Below are 18,705 nucleotides of genomic sequence, written 5' to 3' on the forward strand. Positions count from 1 at the left end.
ATCGGGCCGACGGGCCGACGGGCGGCCCGGGGCGCCGCCTAGTCTGCGGCGGTGATCCCACCCCGTCGGGCCGGGCTCCGCCGACCCACCGCCGCCCTCGCGTCGGCGGCCGTGGCGCTGCTTCTCGCCGCGTGCACCCCGGCGGGCCCGCCCGCCGCGTCGGCGTCCCCCGCCGGCGTCGAAGCGACGCCCGCGACCCGGGTGACCACCCCGCCGACCTCGGACTTCTGCTCCGTCCCCCTGCCGCAGAGCTGGCGGGACGCGATCCGCGACAGCCGGCTGCCGCAGCGGCCCGGTGAGCGGTGGGTCGGGCTGGTCCCCGCACCGGACGGCCGGTCCGCGTTCGCCACGGTGGCCGAGGGCACCGCGGCCGCCCCGATGACGCTGGTCTGGCAGCGGGCGGACGGCAGCCGGCGGGAGGTGGCCACCATGCCGGACATGTTCACCCTTCCGCTGTGGGCGGTGTTCGACGGCCGTTGGCTGGTCTACCTGCGCAGCGACCTGGGCCGGGCGGCCCCGCACGGCAGCGGGGGCGGGGAGCTCTTCGTCTGGGACGCGCGAGCGGGCGGCGAGCCCCGGCAGCTCGCCGACACCAACGGGATGCCCGGTCTGCTCCTGCACGACGGCACGCTCGCGGTGACCCGGGTGCTCGGCCGGCACCGCTCCGAGGTGGTCCGGTACGACCTGGCGGCCGGGACCAGCCGCCCGGTGGCCAGCGGTTGGGTGACCGCCGTCGGATTCCGCGGTGACGACCTGCTCTGGTACGACGACACCGCCCGGCGGCTGCGCTCCTCCGGTGCCGAGCCCGCGGTGCCGCCCGGCCCGCTGTCCGCCCAGATGCTGACGACCGACGGGCTCACCACCGCGTGGACCTCCCGGGACGAGCTGACGCTGACCGCCTGGCGGCCGGGGTGGCCCGCACCCGTCCGACTGTTCCGCGTCCCGCCCGCCCCCAAGGGTCCGCCGCCGTCGCTCGTCCCGCACGGCTCCGGAACGCCGCCGCCCGCCGTGCCGGACTGGGCCGACCCGTTCCGGACGGTCGGTCGTCCGAGGGCCGTGGGCGACCTGGTGGTCTTCGAGTTCAAGCAGGGCTGGTACGTGGCCGACCTGCGCAGCGGCTCGTACGCCCGGTTGGCCGCCGACCACACGCTGCCGTCCCTGACGGGCACGGCCCTGCTGTTGGATCCGGACGACACCTCGGTCCCGCCCGAGCGGCACGCGTACTCGCTGATCCACCTGGACCGGCTGCCCCCGCTGCCGGGCTGCCGGTGACCGGCCAGGAGGAGCTGCTGCCGGGCGGCTTCGTCACCGAGGTGGTGCGGATCGGCGACACCGTGCGGCGCACCCGACCGGCCAACGCCGACTTCGTCGAGGCGTTGCTGCGGCACCTGGAGCGGGCCGCGCCGGGCCTCGCGCCGAGGCACCTCGGCTACGACGAGCGGGGCCGGCAGGTGCTCAGCCACGTCGACGGGCGTGTTCCCTGGCGGGAGCGGGAGGACCCCGGCTACCGCGGCGACGCGGCCCTGACCCGGCTGGCGGCGCTCATCCGCCGGCTGCACGACGCCTGCGCGGGCACCGAACTGGCCGGTGCCGCGCAGACCGTCTGCCACCTGGACCTGTCCCCCAAGAACACCGTCTACCGGGACTCCCCCGAGGGGCCGCTACCGGTGGCGCTGCTCGACTGGGACCTGGCCGCCCCGGGTCGGCGGATCGACGACGTGGCGTTCGCGGCGTGGCACTTCGCCGAGCTGGGCGACGGCGCCGACCCGGGCGAGCTGGGCCGGCGGGCCCGGCTGCTCTGCGCCGGCTACGACGCCGCCGCCAGCGCGACCGGCACGGGCGCGACCGGCAGGGGCGCGGCCCGCGACGACACGGCCGGCGGCGGCCGGCTGGACCGGGCCGAACTGGTCGACGTGATGCTGCACCAGATCGAGTACACCTGGCGGGGCATCGACGCCGGCGCGGACCTCGACCGACCGGGAATGCGCCGGCTGCGCGACGCCGGCGCGGTCGACGGGGTACGCGCCTGGCAGCACTGGCTGGTCGCCCACCGGGACGCGGTGACGGCGGCGCTGCTGGGCTGAGCCGGCGAGCCGGCCCGACGCGAGCGGGCCGACGGGCCAGCCTGGCCGCGGCGGGTCGAATCCAGGTCCGACAACGCGGAGGAGCGTGATGACTCTGGGGAATATCTATGACTCTCAGGTATCACGCTCAATCAGGAAATCACTCCCGGCGGACGGCAGACCGGGCGTCCACCTCCCCACTGCGAGAACCGGCCGGACCGCGCCGCAGCGGGTTGCGGCAAGCCGGCCCATCAGCGCCACGACGTCTCGCCAGTCGCCGCACTGGGGTCCACGCGCCCGCCGGAAGCCACGACTTGCCGCAACCCGGGCACGGGCCGACGCGGCGAGACCGCCCCACGCCACATGCCGCGAACCGGATCCACCAGACGCGTGGAGGCCGCGACATGCAACATGTCACGGCCTCCACGGCGGGTCGAGCGACCACGCCCTCGCCGGCCGGACGGACAGCGGGGACGCGGTGGTCAGGCGACGACCGAGACCATCCGCCCCTTCACCACGATGACCTTGCGCGGCTCCTTGCCCGCCAGCGAACCGGCCACCGCCTCCAGCGCCGCCGACCGGACCTCGTCCTCGGGCGCGTCGGCGGCGACCTCGATCCGGCCGCGTACCTTGCCGTTGACCTGCACCGGGTACGTGACGGTCTCGGCCACCAGCAGCGCCGGATCGGCGGTCGGGAAGTCCGCGTACGCCAGTGAACCGGCGTGACCCAGCTTGCGCCACAGCTCCTCGGCGACGTGCGGGGCGAACGGGGCCAGCATCAGCACCAGCGGCTCGGCCACCTCGCGCGGGGTGGCCGGCAGCCGGGTGATCGCGTTGGTCAGCTCGATCAGCTTGGCGATCGCGGTGTTGAACCGGACCCCCTCCATGTCGCCGCGGACCCCGTCGATCACCTTGTGCAGCAGCCGCTTCGTCGCCTCGTCGGCGGGCTCGTCGGTGATCCGCAGCTCACCGCTCTCCTCGTCGACGACCGCCCGCCAGACCCGCTGCAGGAACCGGTACGACCCGACGACCGCCCGGGTGTCCCAGGGGCGGGACACCTCCAGCGGGCCCATCGACATCTCGTACACCCGGAAGGTGTCGGCGCCGTACGCCGCGCACATCTCGTCCGGGGTGACGACGTTCTTCAGGGACTTGCCCATCTTGCCGTACTCGCGGGCGACCTCGGTCTCGCCGTGGAACCACCGGCCGTCGACCTCGACGACCTCCTCCGCCGGCACCGGGGCGCCCCGGGAGTCGCGGAACGCGTACGCCTGGATCATGCCCTGGTTGAACAGCTTGCGGAACGGCTCGAACGACGAGACGTGGCCCAGGTCGAACAGCACCTTGTGCCAGAACCGGGCGTACAGCAGGTGCAGCACGGCGTGCTCGGCGCCGCCGACGTACAGGTCGGTTCCCCCGCAGTCACCGGCGGAGCGTGGCCCCATCCAGTACCGCTCGTTCTCCGGGTCGGCGAACCGGGTCGTGTTGGTCGGGTCCAGGTAGCGCAGCTCGTACCAGCAGGAGCCGGCCCACTGCGGCATCACGTTGGTCTCGCGGGTGTACCGCTTCGGGCCGTCACCCAGGTCCAGCTCGACCTCCACCCAGTCGCGCCGGCGCGACAGCGGGGTCTCCGGGTTGCTGGCGGCGTCGTCGGCGTCGAACGTCTTCGGCGAGAAGTCGTCCACCTCGGGCAGCTCGACCGGCAGCATCTCCTCGGGCAGCGCGATGGCGGCGCCGGTCTCGTCGTAGACGATCGGGAACGGCTCGCCCCAGTAACGCTGCCGGGAGAACAGCCAGTCGCGCAGCCGCCAGGTCACCGCGCCGGTGCCCTTGCCGTTGGCCTCCAGCCAGGCGATGGCCCGGGCCTTCGCGTCGGCCAGCCCCAGGCCGTCCAGGTCCAGGCCCGCGTCGGGCGCGGCGCTGTTGATCCGCGGGCCGTCCCCGGTGTACGCCCCACCGGCGAAACCCTCGGGCGGCTGCACGGTACGCACGATCGGCAGTTCGAAGACCTCGGCGAAGGCGTGGTCCCGCTCGTCCTCGGCCGGCACCGCCATGATCGCGCCGGTGCCGTAGCCGGCCAGCACGTAGTCGGCCACGAAGATCGGCACCGGGGCGCCGGTGACCGGGTGCTCGGCGTACCCGCCGGTGAAGACGCCGGTCTTCTCCCGGGTGTCCGACTGCCGCTCCACGTCCGTCTTGGCCGCGGCGGCCTTGCGGTACGCCTCGACGGCGGCCCGCGGGCTGGCGTGCCCACCGGTCCACGCCTCCCGCGTCCCCTCGGGCCAGGCGGCCGGGACCAGGGTGTCGACCAGCTCGTGCTCGGGCGCCAGCACCAGGTAGGTGGCGCCGAAGATGGTGTCCGGGCGGGTCGTGAACACCCGCACCGGCCCCTGCCCGGTGACGAAGTCGATGTGCGCGCCCTGCGACCGGCCGATCCAGTTGCGCTGCTGCAGCTTGATGGGCTCCGGCCAGTCCAGGGTGTCCAGGTCCTCCAGCAGCCGGTCACCGTAGGCGGTGATCCGCATCATCCACTGCTTCAGGTTCCGCTTGAACACCGGGAAGTTGCCCCGCTCGGAGCGGCCGTCGGCGGTGACCTCCTCGTTGGCCAGCACGGTGCCCAGCCCCGGGCACCAGTTCACCGGCGCCTGCGAGACGTACGCCAGCCGGTGGTCGTCGACGATCGCCCGCCGCTCGGCGACGGTCAGCTCGGCCCACGGCCGGCCGTCCGGGGTGGCCCGCTCGCCGCCCTCGAACCCGGCGATCAGCTCGGCGATCGGGCGGGCCCGCTTCGCCTCGGTGTCGTACCAGGAGTTGAAGACCTGCAGGAAGATCCACTGGGTCCAGCGGTAGAAGTCGGTGTCGATGGTCGACACCGAGCGGCGCTCGTCGTGGGCCAGGCCCAGCCGGCGCAGCTGCTCCTTGTACCGCTCGATGTTCGCCTCGGTGGTGGTCCGGGGGTGGGTGCCGGTCTGCACCGCGTACTGCTCGGCGGGCAGGCCGAAGGCGTCGAAGCCCATCGCGTGCAGCACGTTGCGCCCGGCCATCCGCTGGTAGCGGGCGAAGCAGTCGGTGCCGATGTAGCCCAGCGGGTGCCCGACGTGCAGCCCCGCGCCGGAGGGGTACGGGAACATGTCCAGCACGTACAGCTTCTCGGCGCCGGCGCGCGGGTGGCCCGGGTCGGCCAGCGGGCCGGTCGGGTTCGGCGCGTGGAAGGTGCCCTCCCGCTGCCAGGTGTCCTGCCAGCGCTGCTCGATCTCGCCGGCCAGGGCGGCGGTGTACCGGTACGGGGGAATGTCGGTGGCCGGTGCGGCTGCCTCACTCATGGCGTCTCCTCGGCGCGGTCATGTCGGACATGGGGAGTTTCTGCTTGCGGGCACAAAAAAGCCCCTCGCGCAGGAGGGGCGGCCGTGCTGTCGCGCGTCAGCGGATCAGCACGGCTCGGTAAGAAGCAGGAAGACTCCGGCCATGACCGGCAGTGTAGCGCGCCGGGCCCGACCGCACGTCGGCGCGCCCACGCGCCGGGACGGCCGACGGAACGCGGTGTGATCGTCCCGTTGCTCCCGGAGATCCCCGGACGGGCGAATATTCGGGGCGTAACCGACCGACCGCCTGCGGGGGTCGGCGGTGACGAGAAACATGGATAGCCTGAGAGGCCAGTGAGATTTTTGCGGCAGACGAGGCTCGCACGTCGCGAACCCAACGGCGGGTCCAGGTGCTCTTTACAGAGCTGCCGTTCCGGCGACGAGGAGGAGGCCCGTGACACAACAGACCTGGGACGAGGTGGGCGGTCTGCTGCCGCACGACGAGTTCCGCGCCGCCAGTGAAGCCATCGTCGGCAACATCGAGCAGGTCATCGAGGGCAAGACCGCCACCGTGCGGCTGGCCCTGGCCGTCCTGCTCGCCGAGGGGCACCTGCTCATCGAGGACGTGCCCGGGGTCGGCAAGACCAAGCTGGCCAAGGCGTTGGCGCGCTCGATCGACTGCTCGGTGCGGCGGATCCAGTTCACCCCCGACCTGCTCCCCAGCGATGTCACCGGCGTGAGCGTCTACAACCAGGAGACCCACGACTTCGAGTTCCGCCCGGGCGCGGTCTTCGCGAACCTGGTCGTCGGCGACGAGATCAACCGGGCCTCGCCGAAGACCCAGTCGGCGCTGCTGGAGTGCATGGAGGAGCGGCAGGTCACCGTCGACGGGGTGACGTACCAGCTCCAGACCCCGTTCATGGTGATCGCCACCCAGAACCCGATCGAGATGGAGGGGACCTACCCGCTGCCCGAGGCGCAGCGCGACCGGTTCACCGCCCGCATCGCGATGGGCTACCCGGGGCCCGAGGCGGAGCTGGCCATGTTGGACGGGCACGGCGCCACCGACCCGTTGCAGGAGCTGCGGCCGGTCTCGGACGCGGCGATCGTCCGCCGGCTGATCGCCCACGTCCGCCAGGTGCACGTCGCCGACGCGGTCAAGCAGTACGCCATCGACCTGGTCACCGCCACCCGGGAGGCCCCCGACCTCCGGCTGGGGGCGTCCCCGCGGGCCACCCTCCAGCTGCTGCGCACCGCCCGGGCGGTGGCCGCCCTGGAGGGACGCGACTACGTGCTCCCCGACGACCTGCAGGTGCTGGCGGTGCCGGTGCTGGCGCACCGGATCATCCCGACCGCCGACGCGCAGCTCGCCCGGCGGACCACCGACGCGATCGTCTCCGAGCTGGTGCACCGGCTGCCGTTGCCGCACGACCGCAAGCGCTCGCCGTACGACACCCGGCCGGCGCCGAACAACGGCCGCGGGCCGTACGAGCCGCGGAGGCCGTGACGTGCGGGAGGGGCTGCGCGGCCTGACCACCCGCGGCCGGTCGTTCCTGGCCGCCGCGGTCGCCGCCGCGATCTCCGCGGCCATCCTCGGCGAGAAGGACCTGCTGAGGGTGGCCGTCCTGCTCGCGGTGCTGCCGCTGCTGGCCGCGGCGTACGTCGGGCGCAGCCGCTACAAGCTGGCCTGCAACCGGTCCCTGGAGCCGCACCGGGCGCCGGTGGGGGCGAGCTCCCGGGTGGTGCTGCGCCTGCAGAACCTGTCCCGGCTGCCCACCGGGACGCTGCTGCTGGAGGACCGGCTGCCCTACGCCCTGGGCAGCCGGCCGCGGGTGGTGCTGGAGCGGCTCGGCGCGCACCAGGCGAGCTCGGTGGCGTACACGGTCCGCGCGGACGTGCGCGGCCGGTACGAGGTGGGCCCGCTGGTGGTCCGGATGACCGACCCGTTCGGGCTCTGCGAGCTGTCCCGGGCCTTCCCCAGCATCGACCGGCTGACGGTGGTCCCGCAGGTCACCCCGCTGCCGTCGGTGCGTCTCCCCGGCGAGTACGCGGGCAGCGGCGACAGCCGGGCCCGGTCGGTGGCGGTGCACGGCGAGGACGACGCGGCCACCCGGGAGTACCGGATGGGCGACGACCTGCGTCGGGTGCACTGGAAGTCCACCGCGCGCACCGGCGAGCTGATGGTGCGCCGGGAGGAACAGCCCTGGGAGAGCCGGGCCACGGTCGTGCTGGACACCCGGGCGTACGGGCACCGGGGCGAGGGGCCGACGGCCAGCTTCGAGTGGGCGGTCTCGGCCGCGGCGAGCGTCGCGGTGCACCTGCGCCAGGCCGGCTACAAGCTGCGCCTGGTGACCGGCGCGGGCGCGGACGCGGACGCCAACGAGGCCGCCGGCGACGGGGTGATCCTGGACCACCTGGCCGACGTCCGGCTGGACAAGCGGGGCGAGTTGAGCACCCTGGTGCAGCAGGTCCGCCAGCGCGCCGACGGTGGTCTGATCATCGCCCTGCTCGGCACGCTGAGCACCGCCGAGGCGGAGCTGTTGGCGAGCCTGCGGGGCAACGGCGCGACCTGCGTCGCGTTCCTGCTGGACAGCTCGACCTGGCTGAACCTGCCGGCGAAGGCGCGGGCCGAGGCCGAGCACGCGCACGGCAGCGCCGCGCTGGCCCTGTTGCAGAGCGGGTGGCGGGTGATCGGCGTGGAGCACGGCACCCGGCTGCCCGCGCTCTGGCCGCAGGCGGGTCGCGGGTCGCAGGGGTTCGCGATGCGGGCGGCGATGGCCGAGACGGTGGCCGGTGGGATGAAATGACGTCGGGAGTGAGTTCATGATCGGGCAACGCAGCCTCGGCTTCGTGGCGGCGGCGGCCACCCTGCTCGCGGCGGCCCCGCTGTCGGCGATCTTCCAACGCTGGACCTGGCTGGTCCAGGCGGCCGTCGCGGTCACCGTGGTGGCCGGCGTCGCCGCGCTGGCCCGAATGGTCCGGGTGCCACTCTGGGGACAGGTCCTCGGCATGCTGGCCGGCCTGCTGCTCGCGCTGACCTGGATCTTCCCCGGCGGCACGGAGCTGCTCGCGTTCCTGCCCACCCCGGCCACCATCGACCACTTCGGCGACCTGCTGGCCGCGTCGGTGCAGGACATGCGGTCGTACGGCGTCAAGGTGCCGGACACCGACCCGCTGCTCTTCGTCACCGTGCTCGGGGTCGGCGGCGTGGCGATCGTGGTGGACGTGCTGGCGGTCGGGCTGCGCCGCCCCGCGCTGGCCGGGCTGCCGATGCTGGCGATCTACTCGGTGCCGGTGGCGGTGTACGTGGACAGCGTGCCCGCCGTGCCGTTCGCGATCGGCGCGGTCGGTTACCTGTGGTTGCTGCTCACCGACAACGTCGACCGGGTCCGCCGGTTCGGCCGCCGGTTCACCGGCGACGGCCGCGACATCGACGTGTGGGAGGCGTCGCCGCTGGCCGCCGCCGGCCGCCGCCTGGCGGTGGTGGGTGTCGCGCTGGCCGTGGCCCTGCCGCTGGCGGTGCCGGGGATGACCGGCGGCCTGCTCGACTCGCTCAACTCGGGCAACGGCACCGGCACCGGCCGGCCCGGGCAGGGCGGCTCTCCGAGCCGGATCGACCTGTTCGCGGCGCTCAGCGGGCAGTTGAACCAGTCCGAGGAGACCGAGATGGTCAAGGTGAACACCAACGAGGAGGCGCCGTTCTACCTGCGCTACGCGGTCGCCGACCAGTTGCGGCCCAACGGTTTCCAGGTCAGCCAGCCCAACGGCCGGCCGGCCAACGGAGACCTGCCGGAGCTGACCTCGAAGGCCGGGCCGGGGGTGCAGCAGCGGACGTACCAGGCCTCGGTGGAGGTCAAGAACCTCAACATGCCGTTCCTGCCCAGCTACGCCGAGCCGACCCGGATCAGGGACCTCAGCGGCGCCTGGCTGTACGACCGGGGGCAGCAGGTGCTCTTCTCCAACCGGGACAACTCCCGGGGCAAGAAGTACTCCTTCGACTACGTCCGCTCGACGTACACCCAGGAGGCGCTGCGCCGGGCCCAGCCGCTCGCGGCGGACAACCCGATCAAGCAGCTGCAGACCCAGGCCCCGACGGTGCGCGCGGTGGATCAGCTGGTCCGCAAGCTGGTCCAGGGCAAGGACACCGAGTACGACAAGGTCCGCGGGATCTACGACTACTTCTCGGTGGAGAACGGCTTCAGCTACTCCAAGACCACCGGGGACGGCAGCAGCGGTGACGAGATCACCGACTTCCTGACCAACAAGGTGGGCTACTGCCAGCAGTACGCCGTGGCGATGGCCTGGCTGGTGCGGGCCGCCGGCATCCCGGCCCGGGTGGCGTTCGGCTTCACCAACGGCAGCAACTCCTCCGGCGGCACGTACGTGCTGACCAACCGCAACCTGCACGCCTGGACCGAGGTCTACTTCGACGGGATCGGCTGGGTCCCGTTCGACGCCACCCCCGCGTACGCGGTGCAGGGCTCGACCCGGTCGGCGTGGGCGCCGGACACCGACGCGCCGCCCGACGTCTCCCCCTCCACCCGCAGCACCGCGGCCCCGGGCAACACGGACCCGTCGGCCGGCCCGGCACCCCGGGACAAGGCCGACGAGGAGACCGACCAGGGGTTCAGCGGGAGCGCCGGCGGGCCGACCCGGCAGGCGCCCGTCTGGCCGTGGTGGACCGCCGGCATCCTCACCCTGCTGGCCCTGCTCGCCCTGCCGGCGCTGCGCCGGATGGCCCTACGTCGGCGACGCGTCACCCGCGCCGCGGCACGTCCGACGGTGAGCCCGACCGACGTCCCCGCGGAAGCGGCCGGCGGCGGTCGGATGGTGGTGGTCGGGGCGGACCCGGACCGGGCTCGCGCCGACGCCCATGCCGCGTGGGACGAGCTGCTGGACACCCTCGTCGACTACCGGGTCCTCGTCGACCGGACGGAGACCCCGCGGGCCACCGCCGACCGGCTGGTCCGGGACGAGCTGGGTGGCGACACCCCGGCCGGCGGGGCGGTACGCCTGCTCGGCCGGGCCGAGGAGCGGGCCCGCTACGCGCGTCAGCCGCTCACCGGTGAGGAGTTGCACCCGGCGCTGCGGGCGGTCCGTGGCGAACTGGCCGCGCGGGCCGACCGGCGTACCCGGCTGATGGCCGCCGTGCTGCCGCCATCGGTGCTGCACCGCTGGCGGACGGGCTTCGCCGACCGGTCGTCGGGCCTGGTGTCGACGTTCAGCCTGGGCCGCTACCGGCTGGCCCGTCGGTTCAACCCGCGCCGGATCCTGGCCGACCGGGCCGCCCGCTGACCCTTCCGGTCGTCCGGGTTCGTCGCAGCCGCGTCCGCCGAGCGCCTCCCGCCGCTCGGCGGACCGGCCCGCCGGCCCGGCCCCCGGATCCCCGGCCGGGGCCCCGGGCAAAGTCCGGCAACTTCGGATCTCCCAGACACCCACGGTCCACGCGCTGTTGGGGCGGGGCGTCGGGGTACAGGGCTGGGCGTGCGGATGGTCGGGGCCGTGAGTGGAACACCACGGGTGTCTCCGGGCCCCGTTGACAGCCATGGCGTTCCACTCACCGGTGCCACCGAGCGTCGCGGCGGGTTGGATGTCCGTTTCCAGCGGCCAGATTCGTGCAGTGCCGGATGCGTCCGGAGGCCACCCCACCTACTGCAAGGGCGCGATCCGGCCACCGGCCGAACCCCTCCGGACACCAGCAGACGCCCAGCCCGGCCTGGGGATCCGGGCCGGGCACGGTCCGGGGTGGCTCAGGCCCTGAGGCCGGGGCGGCTCAGCGGTGGCCCTCCGGGCGCTGTCGCCAGCGGTCCTCCAGCCGGTCGAGGAACGACGGCCGCCGGCCGCCGCTGCGCCCGCGCGGACGCCGACGGCTGGTCGTGCCGCCCACCACGTGCAGGTCGGGCGACTGGGCCCGGCGTTGCGACTGCACCGCGTAGCCCAGCGCGGCCAACATCACGACGAAACCCGCCACCGCCAGCGGCGGCGTCTTGATCACCGCGCCATAGACCAACAGGGCCAGGCCGACGATCACCACACCGGCAGCGACGAGCAGGCGACGCCGCGCGTGGAAGCGCGGATCGCTGGCGCGCACGGCCGAGGCGAATTTGGGGTCCTCGGCAAGCGACCGCTCGATCTGCTCGAACAGCCGCTGCTCGTGCTCCGAGAGCGGCACGGCACTCCTCCCCGGTCACGCTTGGTCGACCCGGACGGGCCAACAGACCGTGGCAGCCAACCGGCTGCTTACCCGCAAGTCTACGAGGGGGGTCGCGCGTCGGAAAGCGGGACGACCTACGGCCGGGGTGGATTTTCATTTCGTCGATGATCACGGCGCCCCAACAGACTGGCCGGACCTATGACGGATCGCCCGAATCGGGCAGCCGCGGCGTCCGCGGCGGCTTCGGCCTCGCGCCAGCCGCGCTCGGGCGCGCCCAGCGTGAGCTGGCGGGGCGTCTCGGCCACCGCGGTCAGCCCTTCGACGCGTACACCGACGAGCCGGATCCGCTCGCCCGGGTCGAGGGCGGTGAAAAGCGCCCACGCCGTGTCGAAGATCTCCCGGGCCACGTCTGTCGGGGTTCCGACGGTGCGGGACCGGTTGACGGTGCGGAAGTCGGCCAGCCGCACCTTGAGGGTGACCGTCCGGCCGACCTGACCGGCGCCGCGCAGGCGTACGCCCACCTTCTCGCTCAGCGCCAGCAGGGACCGGCGGATCTCCACCGGGTCGGCGACGTCGGCGTCGAAGGTGACCTCCGCGCCGATCGACTTCTCCACGTGCTCCGGGGTGACCGCCCGAGGGTCGCGGCCCCAGGCCAGTTCGTGCAGGTGACCGGCGGCCGCGTCGCCGACCGCCCGGCGGAGCATGCCGTACGGCGCCTCGGCGAGGTCGCCGATGGTGGCCAGGCCCAGCCGGCGCAGCGACTCGGCGGACCGCTCCCCCACCCCCCACAGGGCGTCGACCGGCAGCGGGTGCAGGAAGTCGAGCACCCGGTCGGCGGGGACCACCAGCAGGCCGTCCGGCTTGGCGCGGGTGGAGCCGAGCTTGGCCACGAACTTGCTCGGCGCCACCCCGACCGAGCAGGTGATGCGCTGTTCCTCGACGACCCGGCGGCGGATCAGCCGGGCGATCTGGACGGGCGGACCGAACAGGCGCCGGGCGCCGGCCACGTCGAGGAACGCCTCGTCCAGCGAGAGCGGCTCGACCAGCGGGGTGACGTCCCGGAAGATCTGCATCACCGCCCGGGAGGCCGCCGTGTACTGCGTGAAGTCGGGCGGCAGGTAGACCGCGTGCGGGCAGAGCGACCGGGCCCGCGCGGTCGGCATGGCGCTGCGGACGCCGTACCGCCGGGCCTCGTAGCTGGCGGAGCTGACCACGCCGCGCGGCCCGATGCCGCCCACCACCACCGGCCGGCCGCGCAGCTCGGGCCGGCGACGCACCTCGACCGAGGCGAAGAAGGCGTCCATGTCGACGTGCAGGATCGGGCTGCCGGAGTCGTCGGCGTCCGGCCCGAAGCGCGGGTCACCGCCGCGCGGCAACGACTGGCTCCGACCCATCCCCGCAGGCTAGCCCCCGGGTCCGACACCCCGGCGGTCAGCCGCGGACGACCAGCAGCGGAATGGTCATCTCGGCCGCCGTGTCCGCGCCGTGGTACGCCACCAGCCGCGCCTCGACCGGGTTCTCCGACCGGCTGGCCACCACGGCGGCGGTCCCCTGGCAGACGACCACCACGTCGCCGATGCGACGCAGGTGCTCCTCGGGCACCGGCCCGAACCAGCCGGTGGCCACCGCCTCGTCGCGGGTGAGCACCCGCGCGGCCCCGCCCAGCACCGTCGACCAGGCCGCGACCACGTCGTCGACCGCGCCCGGCTCGGCGTGCAGGTAGCGGACCCGGGGCTCGCCGGCGACCACCCGCACCCCGGCCCGCAGCCGCGGGTCGGTGTCGAGGTCGAAGCGGTCGGCCCACGGCACGTTCAGCTGCCCGTGGTCGGCGGTGACCAGCAGCGCCGCGTCCGGCGGCAGGCCGTCGACCAGGCGGGCCAGCAGCCGGTCCACCTCGGTCGCGGCCAGCCGCCACGGGGCCGAGTCGACGCCGCTGAGGTGCCCGTGCCGGTCCAGGTCCGGGTGGTAGCCGGAGACCAGGGTGGGCCCCGCGCCGGCGGCCAGCGCGGTGAGCATCCGGACGGCCAGCTCGTCGACGTCGGCGGCGCCCCGGTAGTCGCCACCCCGGTTCGCGGCGAGGGTCAGCCCGCTGCCGCCGTACTCCGGGCGGCTGACCACGGTCACCGCCACCCCGGCGGCCCGGGCCTGCTCGAACCGGGTGGCCACCGGCTGCCAGCGCAGCGGCTCCGGGTCGCCGGTCCACTCGATGTGGCTGAGCACCCGGTCGGTGCCGGGCACCCGCACCCGGAACCCGAGCACCCCGTGCGCGCCGGGCGCCCGGCCGGTGCCGAGGGTGACCAGGCTGGTCGGGGTGGTCGAGGGAAAACCCGAGGTGAGCGGCCGGCCCGCGGTGGCGGCCAGGCCGGCCAGCGTCGGGGCGTACCGGGCGGCGGTGGGGATCTGGTACCAGCCGAGCCCGTCGACCAGCAGCACCGCCACCCGGCGTACGCCGTCCAGGCGCGGCACCAGGCCGAGCGGGTCGGCGACACCGGGGACGCCGAGCACCGCGAGGGCGCTGGGCAGCACGTCGGCGAGGCTGCCGCCGTCGTACGCGGGCGCCACCCGGGCCAGCGGGTCGACCGGCGGGGCGGTCATGCCGGGCGGCGGGCGAACAGGTGCAGCTGGGCGGCGAGGTCCCGGTACGGCGGCCGGGCGGCCAGCGCCCGCTCCAACTCCACCAGCGCGGCCGGCTGGCCGTCGGCCACCGCGGCGGGCAGCAGGTCGGCGAGGACGCGTACCCCGTGGATCTCCTGCACGGTGAGCCCGGCGGCGGTGAGCAGCGCCGTGGCGCCGTCGGCGTCGTAGCGGCGGCGCAGGGTGTCCCGCGGCCCGGCGGCGCCGGCCGGGTCGGCGGCGAGCGCGGCGGCGGTGTCCAGGTGGCCGTTCATCGCCCGGCCGAGCACGGCGGCGGCCCGGCCGGCGACCAGGACGCTGGCCGCCCCGCCCGGGCGCAGGGCGGCGGCCAGCGCGGCCACCACCGGCGCCGGGTCGTCCACCACCTCCAGGACGGAGTGGCAGAGCACCAGGTCGACGGCGGCCGGCTCGACCAGGCCGCCGAGCGCGTCACCGTCGCCCTGCACCGCGCGTACCCGGTCGGCGACCCCGGCCTCGGCGGCCCGGCGGGTCAGCGCGGCCAGCGCGTCGGGGCTGGCGTCGACCACCGTGACCTGGTGGCCGGCCTCGGCGAGCGGCACCGCGAAACCGCCGGTGCCGCCGCCCACGTCGAGCACGGTGAGTCGTTCGCCGGCCCGGCGGTCCAGCTCGGCCGCCAGGACCGCCCAGATGACGGCGGTACGGGGGGTCAGCGTTCGGGTCTGCTCCACGCCGCCGAGCCTAGTCACCCGCGCCACTCAGCCCTTGCGGCCGGTGTCGACGGTCGGCGCGGCGGGGGGTCGACCGGATCCCACGCGGAGACCGGCGGGGCCACGCCGCGCGACCGCCGCGGTCACGACTCGGTCCCGCCCGGGGCCTCGTCCTCGGCCCGGGAACGCCGGGCGTTGGCGACCGGACCGTCGGTCACCTCGTGCTCCCGCGGCTCGATGTGGTGCGTCGGCAGCCAGCCGGCCCCCAACCGGGTACGCCGCGAGTTGGCCACGCCGTTGTGGCCGTAGATCCCCGTCACTTTTCCTCCCCCTCGTGGTACACGAACCTGTTGCTGAGTTTCACCTGCACCAGCGTGATCAACAATATGATCACGAACAGGCCTGGACGTCTCCCCTTCTCCGGCTCTTCAAACCGTTTTGTGACGCATCCACGCCCCTCATCGGTGACCTGGGGCGGGGCACGGCGTCAACGGAAGTCCCGGGAGGCCGGGGCGACCGGCGGGTCGATCGCGTCCAGCCGGTCGGCGGTCAGGCTGGTGACCCCCTCGTGGCGCTGCAACCGCCCGCGCACCACCAGCGCGGCACTGGTCCGGGCCACCGTCCGGTAGCGCTGCCACAACCCCGGCGAACAGGTGACGTTGAGCATCCCGGTCTCGTCCTCCAGGTTGAGGAAGGTCACCCCGCCCGCGGTCGCCGGCCGCTGCCGGTGGGTGACGATCCCGCCGACCCGGATCCGCTGCCCCGGCTCCACCCGGCCCAGCCGGGCGATCGGCACCGCGCCCAACGCGTCGAGACGGTCCCGGACGAACCGGGCCGGGTGGCTCTCCGGGGACAGGCCGGTGGCCCAGACGTCGGCCACCAGGCGGTCCACCGCCTCCATCCCGGGCAGGGTCGGCGCCGCCGCGCCGGTCACCGTGCCCGGCAACCGGCCCGGCCGGTCCTGGGCGGCGGCGCCGGCGGCCCAGAGGGCCTGCCGCCGGGTCAGCCCGAAACAGGCGAAGGCGTCCGCGGTGGCCAGCGCCTCCAGCTGCGCGGCGGTCAGACCCACCCGGCGGGCCAGGTCCGGCATGTCGGCGTACGGGCCGTGCGCCGTCCGCTCCGCCTCGATCCGCTCGGCCACGTCGTCGCCGAGGGTGCGTACGCCGGACAGCCCGAGCCGGACCGCCGGACCGCCCAGCCCCCAGGCGTGCGGCGGTTCACCGGGCACGCTGCCCCACCGGGTCTGCGGGGTGGACTCCAGCACCGCCCTGGCACCGCTGGCGTTGATGTCCGGCCGGCGTACCTCGACGCCGTGCCGGCGGGCGTCGTCGACCAGGGTCTGCGGCGAGTAGAAGCCCATCGGCTGAGCGTTGAGCAGGGCGGCCAGGAACGGGGCCGGGTGGTAGCGCTTGAGCCAGGAGCTGGCGTACACCAGGTAGGCGAAGCTCATCGCGTGACTCTCCGGGAAGCCGTAGCTGGCGAACGCGGTGAGCTTGCGGTAGACGTCGTCGGCCAGCTCCCCGGTGATGCCCCGCTCGGCCATCCCGGCGTAGAGCCGGTCGGCGATCTGCGCCATCCGCTCCACCGACCGCTTCGCCCCCATCGCCCGGCGCAGCTGGTCCGCCCCCGCCGCGTCGAAGCCGGCCAGGTCGATGGCGAGCTGCATCAGCTGCTCCTGGAACAGCGGCACGCCGAGGGTCTTCTCCAGCGCGTTGCGCATCAGCGGATGCGCGTACGTCACCGGCTCCTGGCCGTTCTTGCGCCGGATGAACGGGTGCACCGAGCCGCCCTGGATCGGGCCCGGACGGATCAGCGCCACCTCCACCACCAGGTCGTAGAACTCGCGGGGCTTGAGCCGGGGCAGGGTGGCCATCTGGGCCCGGCTCTCCACCTGGAACACGCCCACCGAGTCGGCCCGGCAGAGCATGTCGTAGACCTCGGGGTCGTCCAGGGTCATGTCGCCCAGGTCGAGGGACTCGCCGATCATGTCGTAGCCGTAGTGCAACGCCGAGAGCATGCCCAGGCCGAGCAGGTCGAACTTGACCAGCCCGACGGCGGCGCAGTCGTCCTTGTCCCACTGGAGCACGCTGCGGCCGGGCATCCGCCCCCACTCCACCGGGCACACCTCGATCACCGGCCGGTCGCAGATCACCATGCCGCCGGAGTGGATGCCCAGGTGCCGGGGGAACGTCTGGAGCTCGTTGGCGTACGCCACCACCTGCTCGGGAATGTCCTCGACGTCGACCGCGGCGACCGACCCCCAGCGGTCGATCTGCTTGCTCCAGGCGTCCTGCTGCCCGGGCGAGAAGCCGAACGCCTTGGCCACGTCCCGCACCGCCGACCGGGGACGGTACGAGATGACGTTGGCGACCTGGGCGGTGTGCTCCCGGCCGTACCGGGCGTAGACGTGCTGGATGACCTCCTCGCGGCGGTCGGACTCGATGTCCACGTCGATGTCGGGCGGGCCGTCCCGCTCCGGGGCGAGGAAGCGCTCGAAGAGCAGCCGGTGCCGGACCGCGTCCACGTTGGTGATCCGCAGCGCGTAGCAGACCGCCGAGTTGGCCGCCGAGCCCCGCCCCTGGCAGTAGATGTCCTGCTCGCGGCAGAAGCTGACCAGGTCGTAGACGACCAGGAAGTAGCCGGGGAAGCCCAGCTCGTCGATCATGCGCAGCTCGTGCTCCAGCTGCGCGTACGCCTCCGGGTGCGCCTCGGGTGGGCCGTACCGCTCGTGGGCGCCGGCCATCGTCAGGTGGCGCAGCCAGCTCATCTCGGTGTGCCCCGCCGGCACCGGGTACGCCGGCAGCTGCGGCGCGACCAGCTGGAGGTCGAAGGCGAGCCCCGCGCCGAACTCGGCGGCCCGGGCCACCGCCCCCGGGTACGCCGCGAACCGGGCCGCCATCTCCGCGCCGCTGCGCAGGTGGGCGGTGGCCGCGGCGGGCAGCCAGCCGTCGATCTCGTCGAGGCTGCGCCGGGCCCGCACCGCGGCCACGGTGGTGGCCAGCCGACGCCGGCCCGGGGTGGCGTAGTGCACGTTGTTGGTGGCCACGGTGGGCAGCCCGGCCGCGGCGGCCAGCTCGGCCAGGGCGTCGTTGCGGTCGGCGTCGACCGGGTTGCCGTGGTCGGTCAGCTCCACCGCCACCGTGTCGGCGCCGAAGAGCGCGGTGAGCCGGTCCAGCTCCCGGGCCGCCGCGTCCACTCCCTCGGTGAGCAGCGCGGCCGGCACGTGCCCCTTGCGGCAGCCGGTGAGCACCAGCACGTGGTCGCGCAGCTCGGCGGCGACCTCATCCAGCTCGCCGTAGACCGGGCGGCCCTTCTCCCCACCGCGCAACTGGGCCCGGGAGATGGTGGCGGCGAGGCGGGCGTACCCCTCGTGACCGTGGGCGAGCACCAGCAGGTGTGACCCGTGCGGGTCGGGCTCGCCGTTCTGCGGGCCGGGCAGCCCGAGGGAGAGCTCCGCGCCGAAGACGGTCGGCAGGTGCAGCGCGCGGGCCGCCTCGGCGAAGCGGACCACGCCGTAGAAGCCGTCGTGGTCGGTGACGGCGAGCGCGGTCAACCCCAGCCGGGCCGCCTCCTCGGCCAGCTCCTCCGGGTGGCTGGCGCCGTCGAGGAAGCTGAAGTTGGTGTGCGCGTGCAACTCGGCGTAGGGCACCGTGTCGTCGGGTCGGGGCAGCTCGGGCGGCTCGTAGTGCTGCCGCTTGCGGCTCCAGGCCGGGGAGTCGCCACCGTCGGCGTCGACCGCGAGCGGGTCCACCACGTGCAGGTGCCGCTCGCCCCGCCCCTTCGCGCCCCGGCCCGCCGGCCCGCCGCCGGACCCGCCGGAGAGCACCTGTTCCAGCTCCGACCAGGGCATCTTCGGATTGTGGAAGCTCAACCGACCGCTCCCC

Annotated in this window: 12 protein-coding genes; 5 read left to right on the forward strand and 7 right to left on the reverse strand. The window is 74.4% G+C overall.

The window, feature by feature from the left end; genetic code table 11:
- The first annotated feature begins 51 nt into the window (after positions 1 to 51).
- Together GA0074704_RS22660 and GA0074704_RS22665 are read left to right on the forward strand one after the other, a co-directional pair.
- Positions 52 to 1,272 carry a TolB-like translocation protein gene (locus GA0074704_RS22660; RefSeq protein WP_088972367.1) on the forward strand — a complete coding sequence of 407 codons (1,221 nt, stop codon included), beginning with the start codon at positions 52 to 54 and terminating at the stop codon, positions 1,270 to 1,272.
- A complete protein-coding gene (locus GA0074704_RS22665; RefSeq protein ID WP_197697569.1) occupies positions 1,269 to 2,084 on the forward strand; it encodes a phosphotransferase in 816 nt (271 codons plus the stop codon). The genes GA0074704_RS22660 and GA0074704_RS22665 overlap by 4 nt, the downstream gene beginning before the upstream one ends.
- A 461-nt stretch (positions 2,085 to 2,545) precedes the next feature.
- Here GA0074704_RS22665 and leuS read toward each other — a convergent pair whose 3' ends face one another.
- Positions 2,546 to 5,386 carry a leucine--tRNA ligase gene (gene leuS, locus GA0074704_RS22670; protein ID WP_088972368.1) on the reverse strand — a complete coding sequence of 947 codons (2,841 nt, stop codon included), beginning with the start codon at positions 5,384 to 5,386 and terminating at the stop codon, positions 2,546 to 2,548.
- A 433-nt stretch (positions 5,387 to 5,819) separates the two neighbouring features.
- On the opposite strand from leuS, the gene GA0074704_RS22675 reads away from it, so the two are divergent.
- The 3 genes from GA0074704_RS22675 to GA0074704_RS22685 are packed head-to-tail and all read left to right on the forward strand — an operon-like array spanning position 5,820 to position 10,660.
- The gene (locus GA0074704_RS22675; RefSeq protein WP_088972369.1) at positions 5,820 to 6,872 is read left to right on the forward strand and encodes an AAA family ATPase; all 1,053 of its coding nucleotides are present in this window, start codon (positions 5,820 to 5,822) and stop codon (positions 6,870 to 6,872) included.
- A gap of 1 nt (position 6,873) precedes the next feature.
- Complete coding sequence (locus tag GA0074704_RS22680) at positions 6,874 to 8,172, forward strand: DUF58 domain-containing protein (protein WP_088972370.1); 1,299 nt, start codon at positions 6,874 to 6,876, stop codon at positions 8,170 to 8,172.
- Positions 8,173 to 8,188: 16 nt separating this feature from the next.
- A complete protein-coding gene (locus tag GA0074704_RS22685; protein ID WP_088972371.1) occupies positions 8,189 to 10,660 on the forward strand; it encodes a transglutaminase TgpA family protein in 2,472 nt (823 codons plus the stop codon).
- A gap of 478 nt (positions 10,661 to 11,138) precedes the next feature.
- Here GA0074704_RS22685 and GA0074704_RS22690 read toward each other — a convergent pair whose 3' ends face one another.
- The 6 genes from GA0074704_RS22690 to GA0074704_RS22710 form a co-directional block, all read right to left on the reverse strand.
- Positions 11,139 to 11,537, reverse strand: a complete 399-nt coding sequence (locus GA0074704_RS22690; protein WP_088972372.1) for a DUF3040 domain-containing protein — start codon at positions 11,535 to 11,537, stop codon at positions 11,139 to 11,141.
- A gap of 116 nt (positions 11,538 to 11,653) precedes the next feature.
- A complete protein-coding gene (locus GA0074704_RS22695) occupies positions 11,654 to 12,913 on the reverse strand; it encodes a DNA polymerase IV (protein WP_088972373.1) in 1,260 nt (419 codons plus the stop codon).
- A 37-nt stretch (positions 12,914 to 12,950) separates the two neighbouring features.
- The gene (locus GA0074704_RS22700; protein WP_088972374.1) at positions 12,951 to 14,114 is read right to left on the reverse strand and encodes an alkaline phosphatase family protein; all 1,164 of its coding nucleotides are present in this window, start codon (positions 14,112 to 14,114) and stop codon (positions 12,951 to 12,953) included.
- Positions 14,111 to 14,860, reverse strand: coding sequence for a methyltransferase domain-containing protein (locus tag GA0074704_RS22705; protein ID WP_172880726.1), 750 nt, complete (start codon positions 14,858 to 14,860; stop codon positions 14,111 to 14,113). Before GA0074704_RS22705 ends, GA0074704_RS22700 begins: the two co-directional genes overlap by 4 nt.
- A 104-nt stretch (positions 14,861 to 14,964) precedes the next feature.
- The gene (locus GA0074704_RS29095; protein WP_172880729.1) at positions 14,965 to 15,141 is read right to left on the reverse strand and encodes a hypothetical protein; all 177 of its coding nucleotides are present in this window, start codon (positions 15,139 to 15,141) and stop codon (positions 14,965 to 14,967) included.
- A 167-nt stretch (positions 15,142 to 15,308) separates the two neighbouring features.
- Complete coding sequence (locus tag GA0074704_RS22710) at positions 15,309 to 18,692, reverse strand: error-prone DNA polymerase (protein WP_088972376.1); 3,384 nt, start codon at positions 18,690 to 18,692, stop codon at positions 15,309 to 15,311.
- Between the last annotated feature and the right edge of the window lie 13 nt (positions 18,693 to 18,705).

Origin of the sequence: Micromonospora siamensis (assembly GCF_900090305.1) — a bacterium.
GTDB lineage: Bacteria > Actinomycetota > Actinomycetes > Mycobacteriales > Micromonosporaceae > Micromonospora > Micromonospora siamensis.

What these genes read in the sequence shown, in the direction of transcription:
- leuS (WP_088972368.1), bottom strand. Translation starts at nt 5,386, where the DNA reads ATGAGTGAGGCAGCCGCACCGGCCACCGACATTCCCCCGTACCGGTAC.
- GA0074704_RS22685 (WP_088972371.1), top strand. Translation starts at nt 8,189, where the DNA reads ATGATCGGGCAACGCAGCCTCGGCTTCGTGGCGGCGGCGGCCACCCTG.
- GA0074704_RS22695 (WP_088972373.1), bottom strand. Translation starts at nt 12,913, where the DNA reads ATGGGTCGGAGCCAGTCGTTGCCGCGCGGCGGTGACCCGCGCTTCGGG.
- GA0074704_RS22700 (WP_088972374.1), bottom strand. Translation starts at nt 14,114, where the DNA reads ATGACCGCCCCGCCGGTCGACCCGCTGGCCCGGGTGGCGCCCGCGTAC.